The organism is Pseudomonas sp. W5-36 (assembly GCF_046540455.1).
In the GTDB taxonomy this organism is placed as follows: Bacteria; Pseudomonadota; Gammaproteobacteria; order Pseudomonadales; family Pseudomonadaceae; genus Aquipseudomonas; species Aquipseudomonas graminis_B.
Genome location: NZ_JAXCIQ010000007.1, coordinates 148,848 through 171,191, shown reverse-complemented (window position 1 = coordinate 171,191; position 22,344 = coordinate 148,848). Strand labels below are relative to the sequence as shown.

The window sequence follows — 22,344 nt, the reverse complement described above, 5'->3', positions numbered from 1 at the left end:
ACTCAATAAGCAAAGATTATAGGCTGCACAGATGAGCATCCGCGAGATCGAAGTGTTCCGGGTCGTCATGAACGCAGGCAGTACCAGCAAAGCCGCCAATATGCTCGGAATATCGCAGCCCGCTGTCAGCCAGGCGATTCGCAAACTGGAGACCTCAGCCGGGCTGGCTTTTTTTCATCGGATTCGCGGTCGCCTGGTACCCACACAGGAAGCCCACGCGTTGATGGTGGATGTGGACAGACTCTTCATCGGAATGGACGCCATCGAGCATCGGATCAAGAGCCTCAAGCAATTCGGCACCGATCGCCTGGCCATTGCCGTCCATCCCGCACTCGGCAATGCGTTCATGCCCAGGGCCCTTTCCTCTTTCGATCTGGCAGCGCGAGACATGAGGCTTTCATTACGGGTGCTGAGCTCAAGGGAGGTTCATCAAGACGTATCGTCCGGCCAATGCGATTTTGGCCTGATGGCAGATGAGATGCCTGTGGCAGGGCTTGAACATTCGTCTTTTCTGGATTCGCCAGGCGTTATGGCAATGCCACCCCATCACCCACTTGCCAGGCTGTCAGTGATCACCCCGCAGGACATAGGCGATCATGACTTCATCGCGCTCAACCCAGAAGACAGTAGCCGTCGGCGATTGGAGGCCGCGCTAGCTCCTTACGGTGTCACGCCGAATATCAGGATTGAAACGCCCTATGCCCACACAGTCTGCGAGATGGCAATGCGTGGCATCGGCTTTGGCTTCGCTAACCCGGTCGCGGTTGTGGATTACATTGACCGTGGCCTGGTCATTCGGCCGTTCTCCCTTAAGGTTAACTTCACCAGCTTACTGTTGTTCCGCCCGGGGAAGCCTTTGGCGGACAACGCACGAAGATTGATCTCTGCGTTGCGGATTCAATTGAGCAAAGACTTGAAGCTGGTGGAGAATCATATGCAAATGTGAGTCTTCTAATCAGGCCGCCGAGGGCTCCGATCGGACTGTCCTCTGCCAGACGCCGGCCGGTATGGGTGGCGCATGCTGCTCTCATCAAAACAGCCGTCGACTTCGACCCGCGCAGGGTTAAACTGAGACGGCTCAACACTATCGTAAAGACGGAAGCCGGTGAAATTCCGCGCGGTCGCGCCACTGTAACCAGTTAGCTGGGAGCCAGACCTGTCTTTGCCGATCTTCATCTTCACCAATGGGACGCATTTTCCCGAGGTAGGCTCATGTTCTCCAAATGGCGTAACGTCATCCGCAATGCCAATCCCGAAACACGTCGTAAGCTGATCAGTACCTATGCGTTGTTACTGGCCATTAATGTGTTCGCCTGGATGTGGGCATTCATCGCTTTCCGGGATCACCCCGTGTTGCTCGGTACCGCTCTGCTCGCCTATGGCTTTGGGCTGCGCCATGCCGTGGATGCCGATCACATCGCGGCAATCGACAACGTCACGCGCAAGCTGATGCAGGAAGGACAGCGCCCAGCCATGGTCGGGTTCTTCTTCTCCATGGGCCATTCCGCAGTGGTTGTGATCGCTTCGTTGCTAGTGGCGCTGACAACTTCGGCCCTGAGCGATCGCTTCGAGGGCTTTAAAGAAATCGGCGGAGTCATCGGCACTTCTGTATCAGCCACCTTCCTCCTGCTCATCGCGCTCATGAACCTGATCATACTGCGCTCGATCTACAAGGCCTGGAAGAACGTCCGCGCCGGAGGCAAGTATAACGATGACGACTTTGACCTACTACTGGCCAACCGCGGCTTCCTAGCACGCCTGTTCCGTCCGCTGTTTCGCGTCATCACTCGCAGCTGGCACATGTTTCCACTGGGCTTTCTGTTCGGACTGGGCTTCGATACTGCCTCAGAAATTGCGCTGTTGGGTATCTCGGCATCACAGGCCGCACAAGGCATGTCGCCGTGGTCGATCATGGTCTTTCCGATCTTGTTCAGCGCAGGCATGTCACTGGTTGATACCCTTGACGGGCACCTCATGCTTGGCGCCTATGGCTGGGCCTACCTGAAGCCCATGCGTAAGATCTACTACAACATGACCATCACCCTGGTGTCCGTCGTAGTCGCGGTACTGATAAGCGGCGTGGAGGGGCTGGGGTTATTAGCGGACAAGTTGTCCCTGCAGGGACCTTTCTGGGACTTGGTCGGCGACATGAACGATCACTTTGGCATGCTGGGTTATCTGATCATCGCTGTTTTCGTGTTGAGCTGGCTAGCGTCTGTGGCTTTGTATCGATTCAAAGGCTTTGATCGAATGGAACTGACCTGAAGCTGAGACGATAGAGCCGACGTGTGCATGCCTGGATGTGCGGCTGCACAACTTGGCGGGTATGCGGATGGGAACCCCATGGCTGTTCACGATCTTGCCAGGCAGATCGACTGCGCGCGTTTTGCAAGGCACTGCGTCGTTTTGACAGGTCGTAAACGTGTGCTTAGGCCATGCGAGAGATGCTAAATTACCCGCCATGAATTTTTTCCGAACCCACTGCTCGGCCATTGCCTGGATACTTTATGCAGTTGTCCTGTTCAATGGTCTTGCGTGCAGTGTCGGCCACGGCCGGATGATGTCGGCTTCTGCCGGTGATGCAGCGGGCCCAGCCTCCCCTGCTGCCCACAGCATGTCGGATATGCATGGTGGGCATCACAAGATGCCTATGTCCATGGACGGTGCTTCAGTAAAGAAGGATCGGTCAGACAGTATGAAGATGCAGTCGGCAGACTGTTCATTCGCCGGGACACTCACGCTGGCGATGATCTTTTTCGTGGCGCTGAGCTGGCTGATCCGTACCCGCAGTCCGCGTTTCGTGTTGCCCGACCTCTGTCTGAGCAAAATATCACGCCACTCCCTCCCAGGACTCAATCCACAGGCCCCTTAGCGGCTGTCGTGGAAGTGTGAGCATCGCTCGCACGAATAACCAATTTATAGTCTTCCGGGATGTGATCCCGTTCGGACGCGTTTACACGTTGGTGAGTCCTTATGTCCGTATCATCTTCACGCACGGAGCCCCAATCGTCCGGGGCATTTGTCGCCTTTCTGAAAAGGCTCCACTTTTACATCGGTGTATTTGTCGGTCCGTTCATGCTGGTCGCGGCTTTGAGCGGGATCGTCTATGCGTTAACTCCTCAGATCGAAGATTCGCTCTACGCACATGCCCTCCACACAGACAGCCGTGGCCCTGTTCTGAGCTTGCAGGATCAGATTCAGCACGCCCAGGCATCAGCAGGTCCAGGTCTAAGCATTGCAGCGGTACGCCCTGCCCCCGGGCAAGGGGATACCACTCGGGTTATGTTCAACGATCCGGGCTTTGGCCCGTCAGAGCACCGGGCGCTGTTCGTAGATCCGGTGAGTGGCGAGATTCGCGGGGACATGAAGGTCTACGGTACCAGCGGTGTACTGCCGCTGCGGACCTGGATCGATCAGTTCCATCGAGGTCTTTTGCTTGGGGACATCGGCAGGATCTACAGCGAGTTGGCCGCCTCGTGGTTGTGGGTGGCGGCACTCGGCGGCCTGACACTGTGGGCAGTTCGCCGTCGTGGGCAAAGTCGCGAACGCGGCAATGTGCGCCGCTGGCATTCCACTACCGGCGTATGGCTGCTGCTGGGGCTGCTGTTCTTCTCGGCCACCGGGCTGACGTGGTCGCAGTACGCCGGCGATAACATTGGCGTTTTGCGTGCCTACTACGGCTGGTCAACGCCTAGCGTCGCAACTTCACTGGGCAAGTCGGGGGCAACGCCGATGCAGATGCCCATGGACGAGCACGCCGAGCATCATATGCACATGGCGGCTTCGGCACAGGAATTCGTGCTGGACCCTGCCTTGTTCGACCGAGTTTTGGCCAGAGCGCGCGCCGAGCATATCGATGCTGCCAAGGTTGAAATCAGGCCTTCCACGAGCAATGACAAAGCTTGGGTAGTCAGCGAGATAGACCGCAGCTGGCCCACGCACGTGGATGCTGTGTCGATCAACCCGCAAACGCTGGAAGTAGTCGACCACGTCAGGTTTTCGGAATACTCGTTGCCTGCCAAACTCACCCGGTGGGGCATTGATGCACACATGGGCGTGTTGTTGGGTCTGGTCAATCAATGGGTGCTGGTGGTCTTCGCCAGTGGCCTGGCTGCCATGGTTGTCATGGGTTATGTGATGTGGTGGCGACGTCGCCCAACGCTCTCTTTGGCGCGCAAGCAGCAGGCAACGCTCTTGAATCTCTGGCGCTCATTGAGTCCGGGAGTGCGCTGGACGACGATCCTGACAGCCCTGCTCATTGGCTTTGCGCTGCCCGTACTGGGCGTCAGTCTCCTGGGCTTCATCGTTCTGGATGCACTCCTGGGTTACCGGCGAGCCGCCAGACGTTTTGTCGAAAGCGAGGCGTAATCTTCAGGTGCGCGGCTAATGGGTAACAGGCGTCTGATCGGAGCATGGTTGAGTCTGTTCGCCATGCTGATGATCTTCGTCGGTCCGCTGATCAGTCAGGGGATCAGCCTTGCCCACGGTAAAAGCCAGCCGGTGCAGATGATGGCTGGCATGGAATGCCACGACATGCCTGGCATGAGCCAGATGTCTCTCCATGCTGCTGCCGAGAAAAAACATGCGCTGATCGTCTGGGAGAAGTGTGGGTATTGCTCGCTGCTGTTCCAGCATCCCGCGCTTGCCGAATCCAACCTGCCAGTCTTGCGGCTGAATGTCCCATCCCCGCAATATCGTTCTAGTCACTTCACCACCCAGCTAACGACTGCGCCGGTATTTCCCGGTGCGCGAAGCAGGGCACCACCGGCTTGGCCGCTGAACGTCACCTCTACTTTTTGCTGAGCGCGAATCGCTGATTCTGCGTCGATGGGCTGTTGTGCTCGTTGATGGAATGCGGACCTGCGCGCTCGGCCAGCCTCTGACTTTCATCGGACGATCCCATGTACTCGACTCAGAACGAGCCGCTGTTCCACATTGATCCATTTCGCCTGTATTGGCGTCATGCCTTCTGCATGTTTGTGGGCTTGGCGGCACCCGTGCTTGCCCAAGCCGCACAAACAGAGAACGGCGCCGTAGATGCCGCACAACTAGCCAAGCGTTCACAGACCTGGACACTGGAGCCTATAAGCGTTTCAGGTGTGCGTGACGGCTACACAGCACCCACAGCCTCTTCAGCTACCCGGACCGATACGCCGCTGAATGAGGTTCCGCAATCGGTGCAAGTCGTCACCCAATCGATGCTCAAGGAGCAAGACAGTCACTCGCTTTCAGATGCACTGATCAACGTCTCGGGTGTGAGGGCCACCAAGCCGCAAGAGGCGCTGTTTGCTCAGCCCATTGTGCGCGGTTTTCCGGCTGAGATTTACATGAACGGGCTCCCTGCATTTGGAGGGACAGCGGCAAGCATCGACCCAACCAGCCTGATTGGCACCGAGCGTATCGAGGTGCTCAAAGGTCCTACATCTGCCCTTTATGGCGGTGGCATCGGTGCGCCATTAGGTGGTTTGATCAATGTGATTTCCAAACGACCCGAGGCCGAGCCAAGCGCTTTGCTGTCGATGCGCACCGGAAGCTTCGGTACGGTGAATCCGTCGATGGATCTCAATACGCCCATCGGCGACAAGGTCACTGCACGGCTTTCCGCTGACTACCAGGAAAACGACAGCTGGATTGACCATGTCAAAGGCCATCAATGGTCGATTCAGCCGAGCATCTCGTTCCAGCTGACGCCAGAGACCGAGTTGTTGCTGCGCGGCCAGTACGAGGATCGCAGCCAGCTTGAATATTCCGGCCTGCCAGCCGTCCAGGCATTGAGCGGTCAGATTGATCGCAATGCCTTCCCGGGTGCTACCAGTGGGCAGCCTCACACTACTATCGAAAATCGAACAACCACCGCGCAACTCACGCATGAGTTGAATGACGACACGCGGATGAGCGTCACCGCTCAGCACTACGAGGGCAAGTTCCGCGATTACGGCAGCTTCGTTTATCCGGAGTTGCTCGGGGCGAGTCCTGCGTCACCCACCGTCTATCCTATTTTCAAGCTGTACCTGCCAGGAAACGTACGAGAAAACACCTTCGATACCAATTTGGGCACCCGTGTCGAGGCGCTGGGCGGGAGCCACGGATTACTCGTGGGCGCCAGTTACGACCGTACAGACTTCACCTCAGGTGTCTCCAATGCCGAGCTGATCGGCGAGCTTGATCTGGCCAATCCACGCTATGGGATATCCTACGGAGCGACGCCTGAGGTACTCGTGACTCAGACCAATCGTTACGAGACCACGGCCGCTTATTTTCAGGACCAGGCGACCTACGGCCGTTGGCACTTGCTGGGTTCGTTGCGTCTGACCCAGCTAGACCTCAAGCAGCAAGAACAGGGCGTCGACACCGCTTATCATCGTGTTACGCCACGGCTGGGCGTCACCTACGACCTGACCGAGAGCCTCGCGCTTTATGCCGCGTACTCCACCGGTTTTCGCGGCGCGTTCAACTTCATCGGTAATGAAACACCCAAGCCTGAGCTGTCTCGCAACTATGAGGCGGGCATCAAGCTGGCATTCAACGATGTGGGCCTTTCCGGCACCCTCGCGGTGTTTGAGCAGACGCGTCGTAATGTCTCGACCCCTGATCCTGATCCTGCTAATGCGCTTCTGGGTTATTCAGTGCAAAGCGGTGAACAACGCGCTCGTGGCGTGGAGGCGGATCTGGTCTGGGAACCGACCACGGCCCTTTCATTGCTGGCCAACTATGCCTACACCCAGGCAGAAGTGACGCAGGACAACTCGATCCCGGTCGGTGATGGCCTGCCGCGCGTGCCGAGGCACAGCGGTCGCCTCGCCGCGCGTTACCGAATACTCGACGGCGCCGCCAAGGGTGTGGGCTTCGGTGCCGGTATCACAGCGCTCAGCGCACGCGAACTCACCCTCCCCAACACAGTATCCGCACCCGGATATGCACTGCTCGATGCGCAGACTTCCTACGATTTCGACCGTTACACGGTCTCGGTCTCAGCAGTCAACCTCACGGGACGCAAGGTCTTCGAGACCTATCAATACCTCGGCTCGCCCTTGGTGTTGCCCACTCAGCCGCGCTCGGCGTACCTCACTCTCACTGCCCGCTTCTAAGGACGACCATCATGATCGATAACCAACGCCGTAATCTGATGCTTGGCGCGCTTCTCGCGCCGTTAGCGGCCAGTATTCCTCGCGCAGTCTCGGCAGCTGAACAGCCAACGTACGCACACACCATGCCTGACATGGACCGCGACATGGACAAGGTGCACTGGGTAGGTGACGAGCAAATAGGAATGCTGATCTACCCCGGCATGACGGTCATGGACCTGATCGGGCCACACTGCATGTTCGGCTCTCTCATGGGCGCCAAAATTCACATAGTCGCCAAAACACTGGACCCGGTGACGAGCGATGCAGGGTTGACGATCATCCCGACCGCTACCTTCGACACCTGCCCCCGCGACCTCACTGTGCTGTTCACCCCGGGCGGCACGGACGGCACCATTGCAGCTGCAACAGATGCCGCGACACTGACATTCATGGCTGATCGCGGCGCACGTGCCAAATACGTCACCAGTGTTTGTTCCGGTTCGCTAATCCTCGGCGCGGCAGGGCTTTTAAAGGGCTATAAGGCAACTTCGCATTGGTCGTGCCGGGATGCTTTGGCCGGGTTTGGTGCGATTCCCACCGATGCCCGTGTGGTCCGCGACCGCAACCGAATCACTGGGGCGGGTGTAACGGCAGGACTGGATTTCGGCCTGAGCATGGTCGCTGAGCTGCGCGATCAGACCTACGCCGAGTGCGCTCAGTTGATGGGTGAATACGATCCCGATCCGCCGTTCAATGCCGGTTCCATGAAGACCGCACCGCCGAACGTCAAGAAGGCCATGATCGAGCTCGTAGCCGGTTTCACTGAAAAGGCAGAAGCCCTCTCCAATGCGGCTAAAGGCTGAATCCATTGGTTAACGGCGCACATTCGCAAGAGCGCGCGCCGTGCACGCATGGAGGTCTTTCGAAGCATAATCCGACAAGCCAGTCCATTAAAAGGCGCTTATCGGCTACCTCGACGGAAGAGTTCCATGCTCGCCACCTTCCCGCCCAACGCATGGACAAGTCAAAAACCAAATGAACGCTCTATCTTTTCGAACCGTAATGTTGACCAGCCTCCTGAGCCCCGCTGCATTTGCGGACTCGGCACAATCCCAGGCGAAGGGTTTTATTGAGGACAGCACTTGGGCTGTTCTTAACCGAAGCGTGTACGACCATCGCAATTATCAGAAGGGGGCACGCAACGGCGGCGCTCGCAATGCATACAAACCACGCGCTGATCGTAACGGCTATGCCGAGGAGTGGGGATACGGTCTCATGGGCACCGTTCAGTCGGGGTTCACCCAAGGAACACTGGGCGTGGGTGTTGATGCACATGCCTATCAAGGCTTGAAACTCGACAGCGGCGGTGGCAGAGCCGGCAAAGCGCGTCTGCTGGGTCTGGATAACGATGGACATCCCAAAGACGAGTTCAGCCGAGCCGGGGCAGCGCTTAAGCTGCGGTTCAGTTCAACAGTCATTTCCTATGGTGAGCAGCGGGTAAAGACACCAGTATTCAGCTCTTCAGATAGCCGCCTGCTGCCAGAGACCGCGACGGGTGTATTCCTTAGCAGCAATGAGTTCCAAGGCGTCAAGCTCGTGGGTGGACACTTCACCGAAAGCACTGATCGCAATGCAACCAGTCACGACCAAGGTTTTGTAGTCAATTACTCAAACGGCTTGAAAGGTAACGCATTCGATCTTGCAGGCGTGGTGTTTACCCCTTCCAAACAGATGACTGCGAGCCTTTACAGCTCTCGGTACGAAGACACCTGGAACCAGCACTACCTGGGCGGCACGTTTGCGTTCCCCTTGGATGACAATCGCTCTCTTGCTTTCAACCTGAACCTTTACCGCACAACCAATACGGGAAAGTCGCTTTCGGGTCGCATCGACAATACGACCTGGAGTCTGATGTCGACTTACGCTCAAGGTGCACACAGCTTCGGATTGGGGTATCAGCACGTCGACGGGAATACGCCTTTTGACTACGTTACCCGAGGTGCCATCTTTCTCACTAACGCCGTGCAGATGTCGGATTTCAATGCGCCCAATGAACAATCATGGCAAGCCCGGTATGACCTGTCGTTTGCGCAATGGGGCGCTCCGGGTCTGCTTTTGAGCGCTGCCTATACGCGTGGCAGCAAGATTGATGGCAGTCGTGTGGATACTCGCGGTGGTTACGCTTATCTAGGTTATGGGGCCAATGGTAAGCATTGGGAAAGAGATCTGGAGGCCCGCTACGTCGTACAGAGCGGGCCCGCCAAAGGTGCAGCGGTGTCGATACGGCATAATCTGCACAGAGGAAATACTGCTCAGGCAGAGCTAGATGCGGAGCAAATCAGGTTGGCCGTGGAGTATCCGTTGACAGGACGGTTCTGACGGGCCTGAGTGATGACCATTCTAAGGAGCAGGCAGCCCTACACTTCCTATGCAAAGCGGCGATGCCAGCTCCAATTACCAGCGCAAGAAATACGTCATGCTCTTACACATTCCCAGGGATTCAACGTAAACATCGCTCGATTCAGCTAAGCGTTAGGGGGGCTTAAGTCTGAGCGGCCGCTTAGGGTCGACCTAGATCGGCCGCTCGTTGAGGTCAGCTAGCTGCCAATTGCAGCCGCCCAGGGTAAAAGCTGAATGTCGGCGGTTGCATGTACTGACCTTTCGATCCGCGACCTATAAGCACTTGTAGTTTCAGCAGGCGCCCCAACACACGCGATGGCTGCGACATAAGCGTTGCAGAACAAAAAACACACTCTGGGGAATCATGAACCATCTTCGAAACGATATCCCGTCGCAGCACGCGTCGGAGGTAAATCGGGGCCTCTTCCGGGCCGGCCATCGCAACTAACGGGCGGGCAAAATAACCCGGGGTCTGCGGGTGATGGTATCGATCATCTTGCCGGTAATCGGTGTTTGGATTGGGCCCCAGATCCCCGAGGCCCCGCCCTGCCCGGTCTTGGCCAGCTTGATCTTGCTGATGATGGAGGCGGCGGATCGGGTAGGTACCTTCACCGCACGCTGACATTCCCCTGCCGATTACGGCTTCCCGCTCGAGCTGTCTGCCAAGTCCATATTTATGCTCTCAGGTGCAGGCGCTGCCGCATCGCTTGGCTCGACAGGTGTGGCTAAGGCAGCGGCGGCTTGAGCGGCGGTCGGCGTCGATGTGGGCATGGGCGCGGGTCGAGCGGCAGCGGCGGCACGAGCAATGGCAGCGGCACCGGCAGCCACGGCGGCCGGCGAACGGGCAGGGCCCGCGGACGATTGGCCTACGCCCACATTAGCAAAACGGGCTTGAGACCTCATAGAGGCTTGGGCCAGGGCGGAGGTCGGCACTGGCGCTGGTTTGGGTGCAGTTCGGCTCGCCGGTGTTGCCGGGGCAAGTGTGCTGGCCTGGGCGGCTGGTTGCGGGGCCTGGGCAGGTTGGGCTGGAGCCGGCTGGGCGACAGGCGCCGGCGGCGGCGCAATTGGAGTTGGCTGCGCTTGCGCCTGTGCAGTTGGAGCTGGCTGCACTTGCGCCAGCGCGACTGGAGCTGGCTGCGCTTGCGCCGGTGCAGTTGGAGCCGGCTGCACTTGCGCCGGCGCGACTGGAGCTGGCTGCGCTTGCGCCGGTGCAGTTGGAGCCGGCTGCGCTTGCGCCGGCGCGACTGGAGCTGGCTGCGCTTGCGCCGGTGCAGTTGGAGTTGGCTGCACTTGCGCCGGTGCTACCGTGGCGGTAACACCCGCCTGGCCGCCGGTAGTCTGGGGGCTACCGGTATTCAATGCGGCGCGGGCAGCCCGGTTGGTGGCATGGGCATTGTAGGTCTTGTTGACCGTTTCGTAGGTCAAACCAAACATGGCAGCGGCGCCAGCGTTATTAAAGAACTGAGACACAGCGGGCGAGACCTTGCCCTTGGTCAGAGTGTCCAGCGCCAGGGGCAGGGCCCCTGAAATATTGTTCCAGCTCAAGCGCGCAGGAGAATGGTCAAGCAAACGCTCATAATCCTTGAGCGGTAACAATTTGCTTGCATCGGTCTGAAGCTTTTGCGTATCGCCCACTTCAGCAAGGCTGGCGTGCTTGCCCCGGTAGGCATCCACTGTCTCGATCGCGGTGTTAGCCAAGGCGCGTATGCCCGCCACCGTGTTGATCGCGCTGTTGAGCGCCGCGCCGGTCAGTGGTTTGCCATGCTCATCATTAACCGTTGGGCCCGCCGCCGATTGCCCGGCGGGCAAGGCATGGCCGATCACCGCATCTTGCAGGTAACCCATGGCCAGGGTCATCGCTGAGTACGTCCAGGCATTGGCGTTCATATGATCGGAATTGACACCATGGGTGCTCGTGCCGTTGCTGCTGGTGGTCGTGGAGACGGTCGCCTGCAAGGTTTCGCGGCTGGCGGCGTAGGTCAGATTGCGCATCTGGGTCGCCAGCACCCGGGCAGCCAGGGCGCCATCGCCATGGCTGTGGCTCAGCGCGGACATCACCAGGAAAGCGGCGTCGGCCACGATCTCGTTGCGCGTCACATTGCGCGAGTCGCTCTTATGTTCGGCCGTGAGCGCGGCTTTTTCGGTCGGCGTCTTGCTCTGCCACTGCTCGGGGCTGAGGCCAAAGTGGCCCCTCACCCCCGCTTCCGGATCCGGGTGGTCCAGGCGTGAATGACGATAGAGGTTCGCCGCGATCTTGGTGCCCGACACCGCCACTTGGGCGGCCATCAACGCCGGGGCACCCTGGTCCTGAAGTATTGGCAGCATGGCATTGTAGGCATGCATGAACACTTCTTCCCGAGCGAAGGTCGTGGCCCCGCAAGTCACCGCCTGTTGCAACGCGTGCCCCGCCATGGCGCCCATGGTGCGGCCCGAAGGCAGGCTGTTCCGCGTATCGTCAATGAGCATGCCACCCGTCGCCAATGCCGAGTGACCAGCATTGCGCAAGCGGTCCTGCAGAGTAGGTGGTTGATGCCCCGCATTGCCTGCGTTGCCTGCAGACGGCTGCGTGCTGGGCAGTAGAGGGGCCGTAACGTGGTTATTGCCAATGCCGCCAACCATCAGATATTGCTCCCGTTCAAACGCCTGCCGGAGGTAGCCCCAGTCCGGTGATTACTGTCAATGCCAACGGCCAGGGTCACGAAACGCACCAGCCAGCTCGCCAGGTCGTCGCCATCGAGCCCAGTACTGTCCCAGCGCGCTTGCAGACTGGCGCCAGCCGGTGCCAGGGCGACGCCACATTGGGCGCCGGTCATCAAGTACAGATTGCTCTGCAACGCGGCGCCGCGTTGCTCATTGCCGTTCAGGGCAACCGCCACCGGCGTGCTGAGCAACAGGTGGCGTTGGTCGGGGTCGGCGATGATGTCGATGTAGCGATCATTCACCTTAAGCGAGCCCACGCTACCGAACGCCTGGCCTGGCAGCGGCACTTGCAGAGCAGTGAAGGCCCGCTCAAGCAAAGGTCGGTGCCACTGGTCGTTGATCTGCTGCTGAGCGATGGCGTCGACCTTCTCGCCCAGCTGCGCCAATTGCGAGTTCGCCGGTGCCATATCCGCCGAGGGCTGTTCGGGAGGATTCTCGCTGGCGTTGGCGGCGGCTATCAGTGTGACCAGCAGGCTGGCCCCCAACGCTTGCATCTGCTCGAAGGCCTTGATCAGCGCCTGGCTGTCGTTATGGTGGTAGAAGGGCAATTGCTTGACCAGCAGCGTGGCGCCGCTTGCATCCTGGGCCCACACGCAGGTGTCCAGGGCCATGCTCACGCAGTTGGCGCGCAGCAGGGCCTCGCGCCAAAGCAAAGGGCTGATCCCGGTCGGCGACTGAATGAACCCCAGCAGGGACCATCTGGGTGGTTCCTCTTGCTGGCGGACCATCACCACGTTCAAGGGTGACAGCGTCAGCATGCCGTAGCGTGTGAAAGTGGCGGCTGCCTGGGGAGACAGGCCCAGTGCTCGGGCCACTTCGGTCAGCCAGGAGCGGGTGTCGTCCCCCATTGGCGGGAGGCCGTTTAGCGTCGTGTCGGCGGGCGCATTGCGGGCCCGGGGCGAGCGAGACGGCGTAGAAAAACGCAGGTTGGGGTCTGTGAGCATGAAATCACCAATCCGTCAGCGCCTTCTTATAAAGCGCCCTGGCACGTGGGAAGCTGCTACCAAGGGCGTTACAAGTAGGCAAGGCATGTTCGTAGCTGTGTGTGGTACCAGCACGCAAATCGGTTCCCCGCCATGTACTACATTTTTGTACTGCCGAGGGGTCAAAAGCTGCTCCCAGCGATGGGCCGTTATCGGGCAGAACCGTCTCCCGCCCCCGCGACATTAATGCCTAGGTTTCGCTGTCACCTACGATTGCGGGAGTCGCAGCCGTTCCGGCCAACAGCCCACCATCAACGTTGAACTCACTGCCCGTGATGTACGTGGCTTCATCCGACGCGAGCAACAAGGCCAGAGCGGCCACCTCTTCAGGCATTCCGAATCGCCTGAGCGGCGTGTCTCGAACCAGCGCAGCCATTCGCGCTTCGCGACCGGCATCGCTGCCTAACATGGGTTCCCACATGGGGGTCAGAATGGCCGCCGGGTGTATCGAGTTGCATCTAATCTTCAGCCCTTGTTCGGCGCAGTAAAGCGCCACCGTTTTAGTGTGATTGCGAACGGCAGCTTTGGACTACGCATACGCGGCGGCACCTGGAATACCCACCAGACCGGAGCGAGAGGAGATGTTGACGATGGAACCGGCGCCTGACGGGCGCATGGAGCGAATGGCGTATTTGCATCCGAGGAATACCCCGTCGAGATTGGTTTGATGCACCGAACGCCAATCTTCCAGCCGTGCATGTTCCGGGTCATGCCGCACAGCGCCATCCTCGAATCCGGTGATGCCCGCGTTATTGACGAGAACATCCCAACGGCGGCCGTCATTTGAAATCTGCCCGGCCAATCGTTGCCAATCTTCTTCACGCCGCACATCCAGACGCAGAAAACAGGCGCGCGCCCCCAACGCGCTTGCAACCGCACGACCAAGCGCTTCGTTGATATCCGTGACGTAAACGAAGCAACCTTCTTGCACAAAGAGTTTTGCAATGGCGGTACCGATGCCTTGAGCCGCGCCGGTAACGACGGCTGTCTTGGAGGCCAGTTTATTTTCCATAAATGATTTTATCTCCAGGGTAAGGCGTGTAGAGCGCCCATGAGAATGAGCCAATGTCCTGTGCCATGATCACGGTTGGCGAAGAGGCTAGTCCATAACCGAACGCCACGAAACCTGAACATCAAAACCTGACTCAGGGTCATAAACACACTTCAGCCACGCCCCTCAAGGTGCCTTATGCGTTTGATACCCGAACTGAACAGCGAAGCTCATGTGCTGATATGCGGCGCCAGCCGGGGTATTGGCCTGGCACTGTGCGCGGCGTTGCTGGCTCGCGATGATGTGACGCAGGTATGGGGAGTGTCGCGAAACGCCAGCACCTCCTCAGAACTGGCAGCGCTTGCAGAACGCTATGGCCAGCGCCTGAAACGAGTCGACTGCGACGCGCGCAATGAGCAATCCCTCGAAGCGCTCGTGAGCGAGACGCTTGCCGGATGCGACCATCTGCACCTGGTTATCAGCGCGCTGGGCATTCTTCATCAGGACGGCGCAAAACCAGAAAAGGGTCTGGCTCAGTTGACGCTTGCGAGCCTGCAAGCCAGCTTTGGGACCAACACGTTCGCGCCGATCCTGCTGCTTAAACACCTCCTCCCTTTATTGCGCAAACAACCTTCTACCTTCGCGGCGCTCTCGGCGAGGGTTGGTTCTATTGGCGATAACCGATTGGGAGGCTGGTACAGCTACAGAGCCAGCAAAGCGGCGCTCAACCAGTTGCTGCACACGGCCAGCATCGAACTGAAACGGTTGAACCCTGCCTCGACTGTCCTGGCCATACACCCAGGCACCACTGACACCGAGCTGTCCCGGCCATTCCAGGGGAACGTGCCTGAGGGCCAGTTGTTCGAACCGGCGTTCTCGGCGGACCGTATTCTTGAGGTGGTGGGCGCACATGGGCCGGCCGACAGCGGGACCTTTTGGGCCTGGGACGACACCCCCATCGTCTGGTGACGTCCCCACGCGCGAAACGGGACGTGAATAATTACTTCGCCAACGCTTTCACCAACGCCGGCGTCACGTAATGCGGGCCATCGAACAGGTACAGCGGGTAGCCGTCATAGGCGGCGAGCTGCGGTTTGAGTTCGGCGGCCGTTGCGGAGCGGAAACCGCCGCCGTAGTTAGGGCGGAAGGCTTCGACGATGATGCGCACGCGGTCCTTGCCCAAGCGTTCACGCAGGGTGTCGGCGTAGGTGCGGGCTACCGGTGCAGTACGGGCGTAGACCCCGACGCCGTCCTGAAAGAACACGCCGATGTCGTCTGGCAGCCATTGCTTGAGCCAGTCTGCTGTGGCGGCCGGGCCGATGTTGGCGCCGTCATAGACGCTGATCCACAACGGACGCGGAAGCTTGGCCAGCAGCGCAGGCAGCTCCTTGGCACGGGTCCAGCTGGGGTCGACTTCGGCCGGGAAGTAGTAGCCGGTGACGTGCAGCGGAGTCGGCAGTTTGGCGATGCGCTCCGAGACGGCCGCCAGTTGCTCGATGTTGTCCCGGGAGCGGTTTTCGCTGAAGTATCCCGCCAGGCCTATGATCACATCCTGAGCCCAGGGCTCTTTGGCGATACGTGCCCAATCGGGCAGGACCGGCACGCTGGGCAGACCGGTGCCAGGCACAAACGCCTGATCGTCGACCACGGTCCATTGCACCAGCAATTCTTTGGCTCCGAGCTGGTCCCATTGCCCCTTGATGCCCACTGTTTTGTTATCGGGCTGCCAGACGATGCCAACGATGCCAGGGTCCAGCCGTTTTTGCGTGGTGACGTAAAACATGGCGGTGCCTGTGACCAGTGTCGCTGCGAGCAGCAGGACAGCTAGAGTCGCACGCCCGAGGCGCCCCGGGACAATCTTCAAGGCAGGGCCTTGTTGATGCGCTGGCGCCACTGGCCCAACGACGTCACTCCCTTGGCATTCCACTGGGCGGCTGCATCGGGGCCGAGGTGGAACTGGCCCTCGTTGAATTGCCACACGATCACCTGCGGCTTGTGCTGAGCAAAGTCCGGTGATTCGAGGTATTGCAGCAGTGTTGCCCACGGGCCGACGTCGCCGGGGTTCCAGGTCAACGTGACCGGGCGGTCCAGGGCGTTGGACAGTTTCTGGGTATAACCAAGGTAAGGCTGCACGAAGCTGTTGCCGATGACCTGAACAGGGGCCGGGGCGTCGTCGATCAGCAGGTCTTTCTCGACCTGATGGCGCACGGTGTAAATGTCTCGGCCGATGGCTTTGCGCTTGATCGACGGCAGGAAGTTGCTGGCCAGATCGCCGAAGGCACGCTTGTCGAACCACTCCCCCAGCACTGCACCGCCGCCGGGTTCACCCTGCAGGCGATAGCGTCCGGTGATCAGTTTCGCAGTGGCATCGGCCGTGTTTTCGGCGCTCCACGCGGTCCAGTGGTAATCAGCGCGGTAAAACGCCGTCTGCTTGCCCTGCTCCGTGGCTTGGAGTATCGGCTTGATGTTCAGCGTCGTCAGGCCAGCCTTCGTCAGTTCGCCTTGCAAACGGTCGTAGCGCTGCACCACGGCCGGGCTCAGAGGGTGGTCGGCAGGCAGGCGCTGGGCGTAGAACGGCGCTTTCATCGGCACCACCAGCACCACGAGCGCGATTTTCTCGCGCTCAAGTTGGTGTTGGACGTCCTTGATCAGGGCGATGTCCCGGGCAATGCCGGGGTTATCGACGGTGTTCAGGCTTTCCCACGCAGGAAATAACCAGCCGCCCTGCCCGGTGATCACTGCAGAATCAGCTTGGGCAGCGGCGCCGGACAGGCTCAGCAGTACACCGGCAATCAGGCCGGATACCGGAGGGCGACGCAGGATATGGCGAGATCTTACTAAAGAGGTCATGGGGCAGTCTGGTCAACGAGGCCAATCAGGCGGGGGGTCTGGCGTGAGCCGACCAGGAACAGGCTGTAACGGTCACCGGCCTTGAATGGCTCAAGCTTGAGCGGCAGGCTGGCGCTTTGATCGCAGCTGGCAATCAGCGTCGCCTGCACCGGATTGATAGTGCGCTGCGCCTGGCCGTTGAGCGGCAGCTGGCTAAATACGCTGGAGCCGTTGGCCAGCTTGATATCGGCTTTCTCACAGCCGGCGCTGAGGTTGTAGACGTTGAGTTCGGCACGCAAGTCTTTGCCGCGCGGCTGCGGGTCGATCACCAGACGGGGGGCCGCTGCAGGATCGCTGCCCAGAATCACCGTGACAAAGGCGTTTTTCGGGACGTTCAGGCCCTTGAGCTCACGTTCGTTGATCGTGATGCGCAGCGGTTGCCGCGAGTCCACCACCTGGAAAGGACTGGCCACCACCGACTGCGCAGACAGGGCAACGCCGGGCTTGCGATCCACGCTCACTTGCACGGCGCCGTCGGCGGGATTGACCACCCGCACCCAGGAAGAGCCTTCCGGCAGCTTCGGTGCATAGAGTTGAGCGATTTCCGAAGCAGCCTGAGCCGCTGTCGACGCCATGCCCAGGCTCAGTCCAAGCGACATCAGCCAATACATACGAGGGTGCATATCCGTCCTCAATAGGAGTAAGTCAGACGAGCGAAAACACCTTTGGCGCGGTCATCGCCAGACACTTTCACTCGGTATTGCAGCGAAAAATCCACATAGGAGCGCGGCGCGTTGTACGCGTCTTCCCGGAACCAGTAGCGCACGTTGTTACCCACGCCGACGCCAGCCGCATGGCCGGAAGAGTAGTCGGTGCTGCCGTCGGAGCGGGTTTCGCTGTCCATCTTGGAGTCGTAGTCGAACGCGGCCACCACGTGGGGGAACGTCACCCAGCGCGAGCCGGCGCCGCCAATGGCGTAGCTGCGACCACCCTGCCATTCGCTGTTGATGTAATTGCGCGAGTCGTTGACGTAATGACCGGTTTCGGCGAACAACTGCGACGTCCACCAGCTGGGGACATCAACCCGCAAATCGGTGCCGATGCTGGAGCCGTAGCCCAGGCGCAACAGCCAGTCGCCGTCGACGTCGGAAGAACCCAGGGGAAAGGTGCGTTCCACGGCCGCCATGACGTTCAACGAGGTGAACGGCTTGACCCGCACGCCCAAAGCGCCTTGCAGTGCATCCAGGCCGGTGTCCGAATCGCTGTTTTTGCTCCACAGCGTGTCGGTGACCCGGCCATACAGTTCGACGAAACGGGCGTTGCGGTAACCCAGCGGGCGCCACGACAGTTCGGTGCTGTTCTGCAGGCTGTCGTTGCTGCTACTGCCACTGCCGCTGTTGCCATTATTGCTGCCAGTGCTGGGCGCCGAGCTCAGGCCACTGGTGGAACTGTTGCCGCGATAACTGGTGGTGCTGGTCAGGCCCCAGGTGCGCGACACATCGGCCACGGCGCGACGGGTGTCGAACAGCTGCTGGTCGGTCATGTCCAGTTCGCCGCTATTTTTGGCGTCGATAACCCGCTTGAAATAGCCGACAGCGTGTTCGTCGTCACTGACCCGCATCGCGTTGTAGGCCGCGTCCTGAGTCGCTGTCGGCGCGAGAGGCGTGGCAGCGTCAGCCTTGCGGAATGACTCATGGGCGCTGTCATCGTCGCCGGCCTGTACCGACAGGTAAGCCACTTGCAGATCGCTCATGCCATCCAGTTCGCCAGCGTCGCGGGCGACCTGAAGGCGTTCCCGCGCCGTACGACGCTGCCCCAGGGCAGCATAGAGACTGGCTTCTTCATACGTGGGCAGGCTGCCCAAGGCCAGGGCCTGGGTGAAGTCCTTGCGGGCACCGGCATCGTCACCGGTCTGCTGCTTCAACCGACCGCGCTGGGCCAGCAGACGGGCGTCGTCGCCATTGGCTTGCAGGCCATCGCTGGCCGCAGATATGGCTTCGGGCAGGCGCTTCTGCTCGGTCAGGGCGCTGACCAAGAGACTGCGATATGCCGGATTCTGCGGCGCCCGGCGAATGGCTTCGCTGGCCAGGGCCGCAGCCGAAGCGGCGTCCTTGCGGGCCAGCGCAGCGTAAGCCTGCACGGCCGTGTCCGTGCCGCCATCGCGCTGGTTGCCCGGCCAGATATCGCAGATCAGGCCGAATGCGCTTTCCTGGCAGTTAAGGGCCGGGGCCGGAAAACGCGTCGCGGTTTTCAGGCCATTGTCCTTCTGGCGCAACGCAACCTGGGCGGCGGCGCGACGGCGGGCGACTTCACCGCCCGTGTCGGCGGGCAGTTTTTGCAATTGATCCAGGGCCTGCTGCGGCTGGTTGTTGGCCAGCGCCAGGTCGGCGGCGAAAAAGCGAATCTCGCGCACCTCAGAATCCAGCAAGCCTTCGATGGACAAGGCCCGGTTCAGGTCAGCCTGTGCCGCCTGCGTCTTGCCCTGACGATCCAGGGCATAGCTGCGCAGAATCCATGGCGCGGTTTCGCCATCGTCCTGGGCCAGCGCGCCGGTGGCGGCCAGTTCGGCGGCGCGGTAATCCTTGTTGGCGATCAGCGCGCTGATCAGCAACTGCTGGTGAGCGCCGATTTCCGGTGCCCAGGCCACGGCCTTGCGGGCTTGATCCACGGCCAGCGGCAGGTTGCCTTGTTCCAGCGCGCGATAACCGGCGATGGCCAGTGGCGCGGCGAGCTGACGGCGAATCGCTTCGCGACGCATCAGCAAGGTGTCGTCATCCGGGAACACCCGCAGGGCTTCGGTGGTGGCCTGATCGGCTTCCTCCAGATGCTGTTGGCGTTGCAGGGACTCGATCAGCAGCAGGCGGTAATCCATGCGCCTGGGTGCCTGGGCGATCGCTTTGCGAGCGGCCTGCGCGGCGACGCCGAAGTTTTCGCGATCGTAGGCCTTGAACGCTTGGGCCGCCGCGCTGAAACCGGGGGCCGGGCGCGAAGGCGACTGCGGGTAGCGCTTGGGGTTGTCGCGCTGTTCCTTGTCTCGTTGCGCCTGCACGATCAGCCGGTTCAGACGGGTGACATCGGCGCGCTGACGCAAGGCTTCGCGCGCTTTGGCGATGGCCAGGTCGTAGTCCTTGCGATCATAGGCGCTGTAGGCCTCATTGGCCGCCTGATACGCGGGACCGGTCAACGGCAGCGGCAGAATTTCGCCATGCACCAGCGCAGGCAAAAGGGTCAGCCCCGTGGCCATGAGCGTCAGGAAAGGGCGGTTCATGCCGGGAGCTCCGTTGGGTAATGACTGTGCTGACGGGCCACGGCCTGTTCGATGGTGGTCCGAGGCAGCACGCCGCTGTCGACGAGATAGTCGCCGATGCGCCCGTGGTGCTGCGGGCGGTAATTGAGCATGGTGCGGTTGAACACGTCGCGATCCAGCAGCCCCATTTCGATCAACAGGTCGCCCAGCATCGGTGCGCGGGCGTTGGGCACCGGTTGGCCGTCGAGCGCATAGACGTTTCGCAGTTGCGCGACGATCTCGCTTTCACGGGCAATCAGCTGCACCGGCTCGCTGCCCAGCTCATCGCTGATCTGTTGCAGGCCTTCAGCAGACAGCGGGCTGGCGACGGCGATCTGCCCACGGCCCTCCTCGTTGGTCCCCAGTGGCACAACACGCCAGCGCAGGGCGAACTCGTCGGCCAGCAGCGATGGATTGGCTTTGTGGGCCACATCGAACACCCGCGGCAGATCGTTCTGAAACGCGATGGCTTCCGCCAGGGTTTCGTCATCCAGCCAGCCGTGGCTGAGCAAAATGCGGCCCAGTGGCATGTGGCGGGTTTGTTGTTCGTCCAGTGCGGTTTGCAGATTGCTGTCGTTGATGGCCTGCCAGGACAACAACACGCTGCCCAGTTTGCGCGGTGCGGCAGCGACCAGGTCGGTGGACGGGAAGTCGTGCATGGTCTTGTCCCAGACCAGCTTGCGGTTGAGCACCTTGCCTACCAGAAACATGCGCCACGCCCGGGAGGCGGCCATGAAGTTGACGAAGTTGCCCACCACCATGCGCGGGAGCGACAGCAAGCCGTGCTGCCAGCCGTACAGCACCGTGGTGAAGTAGCAGCGGTGCAGGATGCGCCAGCCCAGGGCCAGGCCGTTGGCAATCAGCAGGTACTTGATCCAGCCGTTGGATTCGAACGGCGTCGGGAAGCTCACGTTCCACAGCCCGCTCTGGCGCAGGATAATCAGCGCCACCAGTTGCACCAGGATCACGTAGGCCAGGATGCTGACAAACGCTGTGACCACGCCCTTGCGGTCGCGAAACAGCAGGTAACGGTTGGCCAGCGAGCCGTTCCAGCCCATCTGCTCCCAGCCTTGCAGGCCGATGCCCAGGGTCCAGCGCGCTTTCTGGCGGAACGCCGTGCGGAAGGTGTCCGGGAAGAATTCGCGTACGCACAGCGGCATCTTCAGGGTTGATTCGTAGGGTTTGCGGAACCACGATTTGCGCAGCACGCGGAATTCCACCGGGAAGCGCACGAAGATGGCGTTCATGCCGACCTTGGCCAGGCGTGCGCCAACGTCATAGTCCTCGGTAAGGCTGTCGGTGTTGAACGGCTGATTTTGGGTTTCCCCGGCCAGCACTCTCAGGGCCCGGTGCGAGAAGCAGGTACCGACGCCGGCCGAGGGCACGGTATCGGTCATGCTTTCGCGGACCACCAAGTCCTTGCCATGCCATTCGGCAAACTCATCCATGTACGTACCGGCCACCCATTCGTACCAGTTGCGTTCCAGGGAAACGACCGGCAGCTGGATCATGTCCTTGCGTGGCAACAGGTAGTTGAACAGGCGCAGTTCCAGCGGATGCAGCACGTCTTCGCTGTCGTGCAGCACGACACCGGCGAAGGTCATGCCGTGGGTTTGTTCATGCAGGAAAATCGCCTGAATCACCCAGTTCAGGCAGTCAGCCTTGCAGGTCGGCCCGGCATGGGGGACTTCCACACGGTGCAATTGCTTGTAACGCCGACGCATGCGCTCCACCTCATCGATGGTGCGCTGGTCGTTGATGTAAGTGCCGACGAAGACCACGTAGTTCTGGTAGTCCAGGGTCGACACCATGTTCTCGATCATCGGCGCGATGACGTCGTATTCCAGCCAGGCCGGAACCATGATTGCCAGTGGCTGCTCATCCCGGTCCAGCAATTGCTGGGCGGTCAGTGGCCGGTATTTGCGGTCCACGGTGAACTTGCGAAACAGGCGGCGAGACCAGTACCACAAGTCAATGAACAGATCGTCCAGGCTGGAAATCAGGATCAGCACCGCGACCACAATGGTCGCGACTTCCAGGAAGCTGTAGTAATGAGCCAGCCAGTAGGGCCAATAAAGCGACGTCATC

General features: G+C 60.3%; 16 protein-coding genes, 1 pseudogene and 1 riboswitch. Of the genes and pseudogenes, 9 read left to right on the top strand and 8 right to left on the bottom strand.

The annotated features are described in order from the left end of the window. Positions 1-31: 31 nt before the first annotated feature. From SLW74_RS14755 to SLW74_RS14720, 8 genes are all read left to right on the top strand, one after another. Positions 32-946, top strand: a complete 915-nt coding sequence (locus SLW74_RS14755; protein WP_410929325.1) for a LysR substrate-binding domain-containing protein — start codon at positions 32-34, stop codon at positions 944-946. A 111-nt stretch (positions 947-1,057) separates the two neighbouring features. Continuing rightward, positions 1,058-1,179, top strand: a riboswitch (cobalamin riboswitch). Between the two features lie 33 nt (positions 1,180-1,212). Then, the gene (locus SLW74_RS14750; protein ID WP_410929324.1) at positions 1,213-2,265 is read left to right on the top strand and encodes a HoxN/HupN/NixA family nickel/cobalt transporter; all 1,053 of its coding nucleotides are present in this window, start codon (positions 1,213-1,215) and stop codon (positions 2,263-2,265) included. A 196-nt stretch (positions 2,266-2,461) separates the two neighbouring features. Further along, positions 2,462-2,872, top strand: coding sequence for a DUF2946 family protein (locus SLW74_RS14745; RefSeq protein ID WP_410929323.1), 411 nt, complete (start codon positions 2,462-2,464; stop codon positions 2,870-2,872). Positions 2,873-2,973: 101 nt separating this feature from the next. Further along, positions 2,974-4,368 carry a PepSY-associated TM helix domain-containing protein gene (locus SLW74_RS14740; RefSeq protein WP_410929322.1) on the top strand — a complete coding sequence of 465 codons (1,395 nt, stop codon included), beginning with the start codon at positions 2,974-2,976 and terminating at the stop codon, positions 4,366-4,368. 48 nt (positions 4,369-4,416) lie between these two features. Beyond that, the gene (locus SLW74_RS14735; RefSeq protein WP_296306230.1) at positions 4,417-4,803 is read left to right on the top strand and encodes a DUF2946 domain-containing protein; all 387 of its coding nucleotides are present in this window, start codon (positions 4,417-4,419) and stop codon (positions 4,801-4,803) included. Between the two features lie 98 nt (positions 4,804-4,901). Continuing rightward, positions 4,902-7,088 (top strand): TonB-dependent siderophore receptor, encoded by a 2,187-nt coding sequence (locus SLW74_RS14730; RefSeq protein ID WP_410929321.1) that lies wholly within the window; start codon positions 4,902-4,904, stop codon positions 7,086-7,088. Positions 7,089-7,099: 11 nt separating this feature from the next. After that, on the top strand, positions 7,100-7,930 hold the full coding sequence (locus SLW74_RS14725) for a DJ-1/PfpI family protein (RefSeq protein ID WP_410929320.1): 831 nt from the start codon (positions 7,100-7,102) through the stop codon (positions 7,928-7,930). 199 nt (positions 7,931-8,129) lie between these two features. Further along, a complete protein-coding gene (locus SLW74_RS14720) occupies positions 8,130-9,446 on the top strand; it encodes an OprD family porin (RefSeq protein WP_410929319.1) in 1,317 nt (438 codons plus the stop codon). A 657-nt stretch (positions 9,447-10,103) separates the two neighbouring features. On the opposite strand, the gene SLW74_RS14715 is transcribed toward SLW74_RS14720, so the two are convergent. From SLW74_RS14715 to SLW74_RS14705, 3 genes and pseudogenes are all read right to left on the bottom strand, one after another. Continuing rightward, positions 10,104-11,933: a hypothetical protein gene (locus SLW74_RS14715; protein WP_410929318.1), complete on the bottom strand. Its 1,830-nt coding sequence runs from the start codon at positions 11,931-11,933 to the stop codon at positions 10,104-10,106. A 152-nt stretch (positions 11,934-12,085) separates the two neighbouring features. Continuing rightward, complete coding sequence (locus tag SLW74_RS14710) at positions 12,086-13,111, bottom strand: type III secretion system chaperone (RefSeq protein ID WP_410929317.1); 1,026 nt, start codon at positions 13,109-13,111, stop codon at positions 12,086-12,088. A gap of 229 nt (positions 13,112-13,340) precedes the next feature. Beyond that, a pseudogene (locus SLW74_RS14705) lies at positions 13,341-14,162 on the bottom strand (SDR family oxidoreductase). Positions 14,163-14,339: 177 nt separating this feature from the next. Here SLW74_RS14705 and SLW74_RS14700 point away from each other — a divergent pair. Next, positions 14,340-15,110, top strand: a complete 771-nt coding sequence (locus SLW74_RS14700; protein WP_192134729.1) for an SDR family NAD(P)-dependent oxidoreductase — start codon at positions 14,340-14,342, stop codon at positions 15,108-15,110. A gap of 31 nt (positions 15,111-15,141) precedes the next feature. On the opposite strand, the gene SLW74_RS14695 is transcribed toward SLW74_RS14700, so the two are convergent. The 5 genes from SLW74_RS14695 to SLW74_RS14675 all read right to left on the bottom strand — a co-directional run bounded on the left by SLW74_RS14695 (position 15,142) and on the right by SLW74_RS14675 (position 22,343). Then, on the bottom strand, positions 15,142-15,924 hold the full coding sequence (locus SLW74_RS14695) for a hypothetical protein (RefSeq protein ID WP_244657036.1): 783 nt from the start codon (positions 15,922-15,924) through the stop codon (positions 15,142-15,144). Between the two features lie 77 nt (positions 15,925-16,001). Continuing rightward, positions 16,002-16,991 (bottom strand): alginate O-acetyltransferase AlgX-related protein, encoded by a 990-nt coding sequence (locus tag SLW74_RS14690; RefSeq protein WP_410929316.1) that lies wholly within the window; start codon positions 16,989-16,991, stop codon positions 16,002-16,004. Beyond that, entirely contained in the window at positions 16,988-17,653 is a 666-nt protein-coding gene (locus tag SLW74_RS14685; RefSeq protein WP_141695097.1) for an alginate O-acetyltransferase AlgF, read from the bottom strand. The genes SLW74_RS14690 and SLW74_RS14685 overlap by 4 nt, the downstream gene beginning before the upstream one ends. Before the next feature lie 8 nt (positions 17,654-17,661). Beyond that, entirely contained in the window at positions 17,662-20,238 is a 2,577-nt protein-coding gene (locus SLW74_RS14680) for an NfrA family protein (RefSeq protein ID WP_410929315.1), read from the bottom strand. Continuing rightward, positions 20,235-22,343: a glycosyl transferase family protein gene (locus tag SLW74_RS14675; protein WP_065986506.1), complete on the bottom strand. Its 2,109-nt coding sequence runs from the start codon at positions 22,341-22,343 to the stop codon at positions 20,235-20,237. Before SLW74_RS14675 ends, SLW74_RS14680 begins: the two co-directional genes overlap by 4 nt. Position 22,344 lies beyond the last annotated feature (1 nt).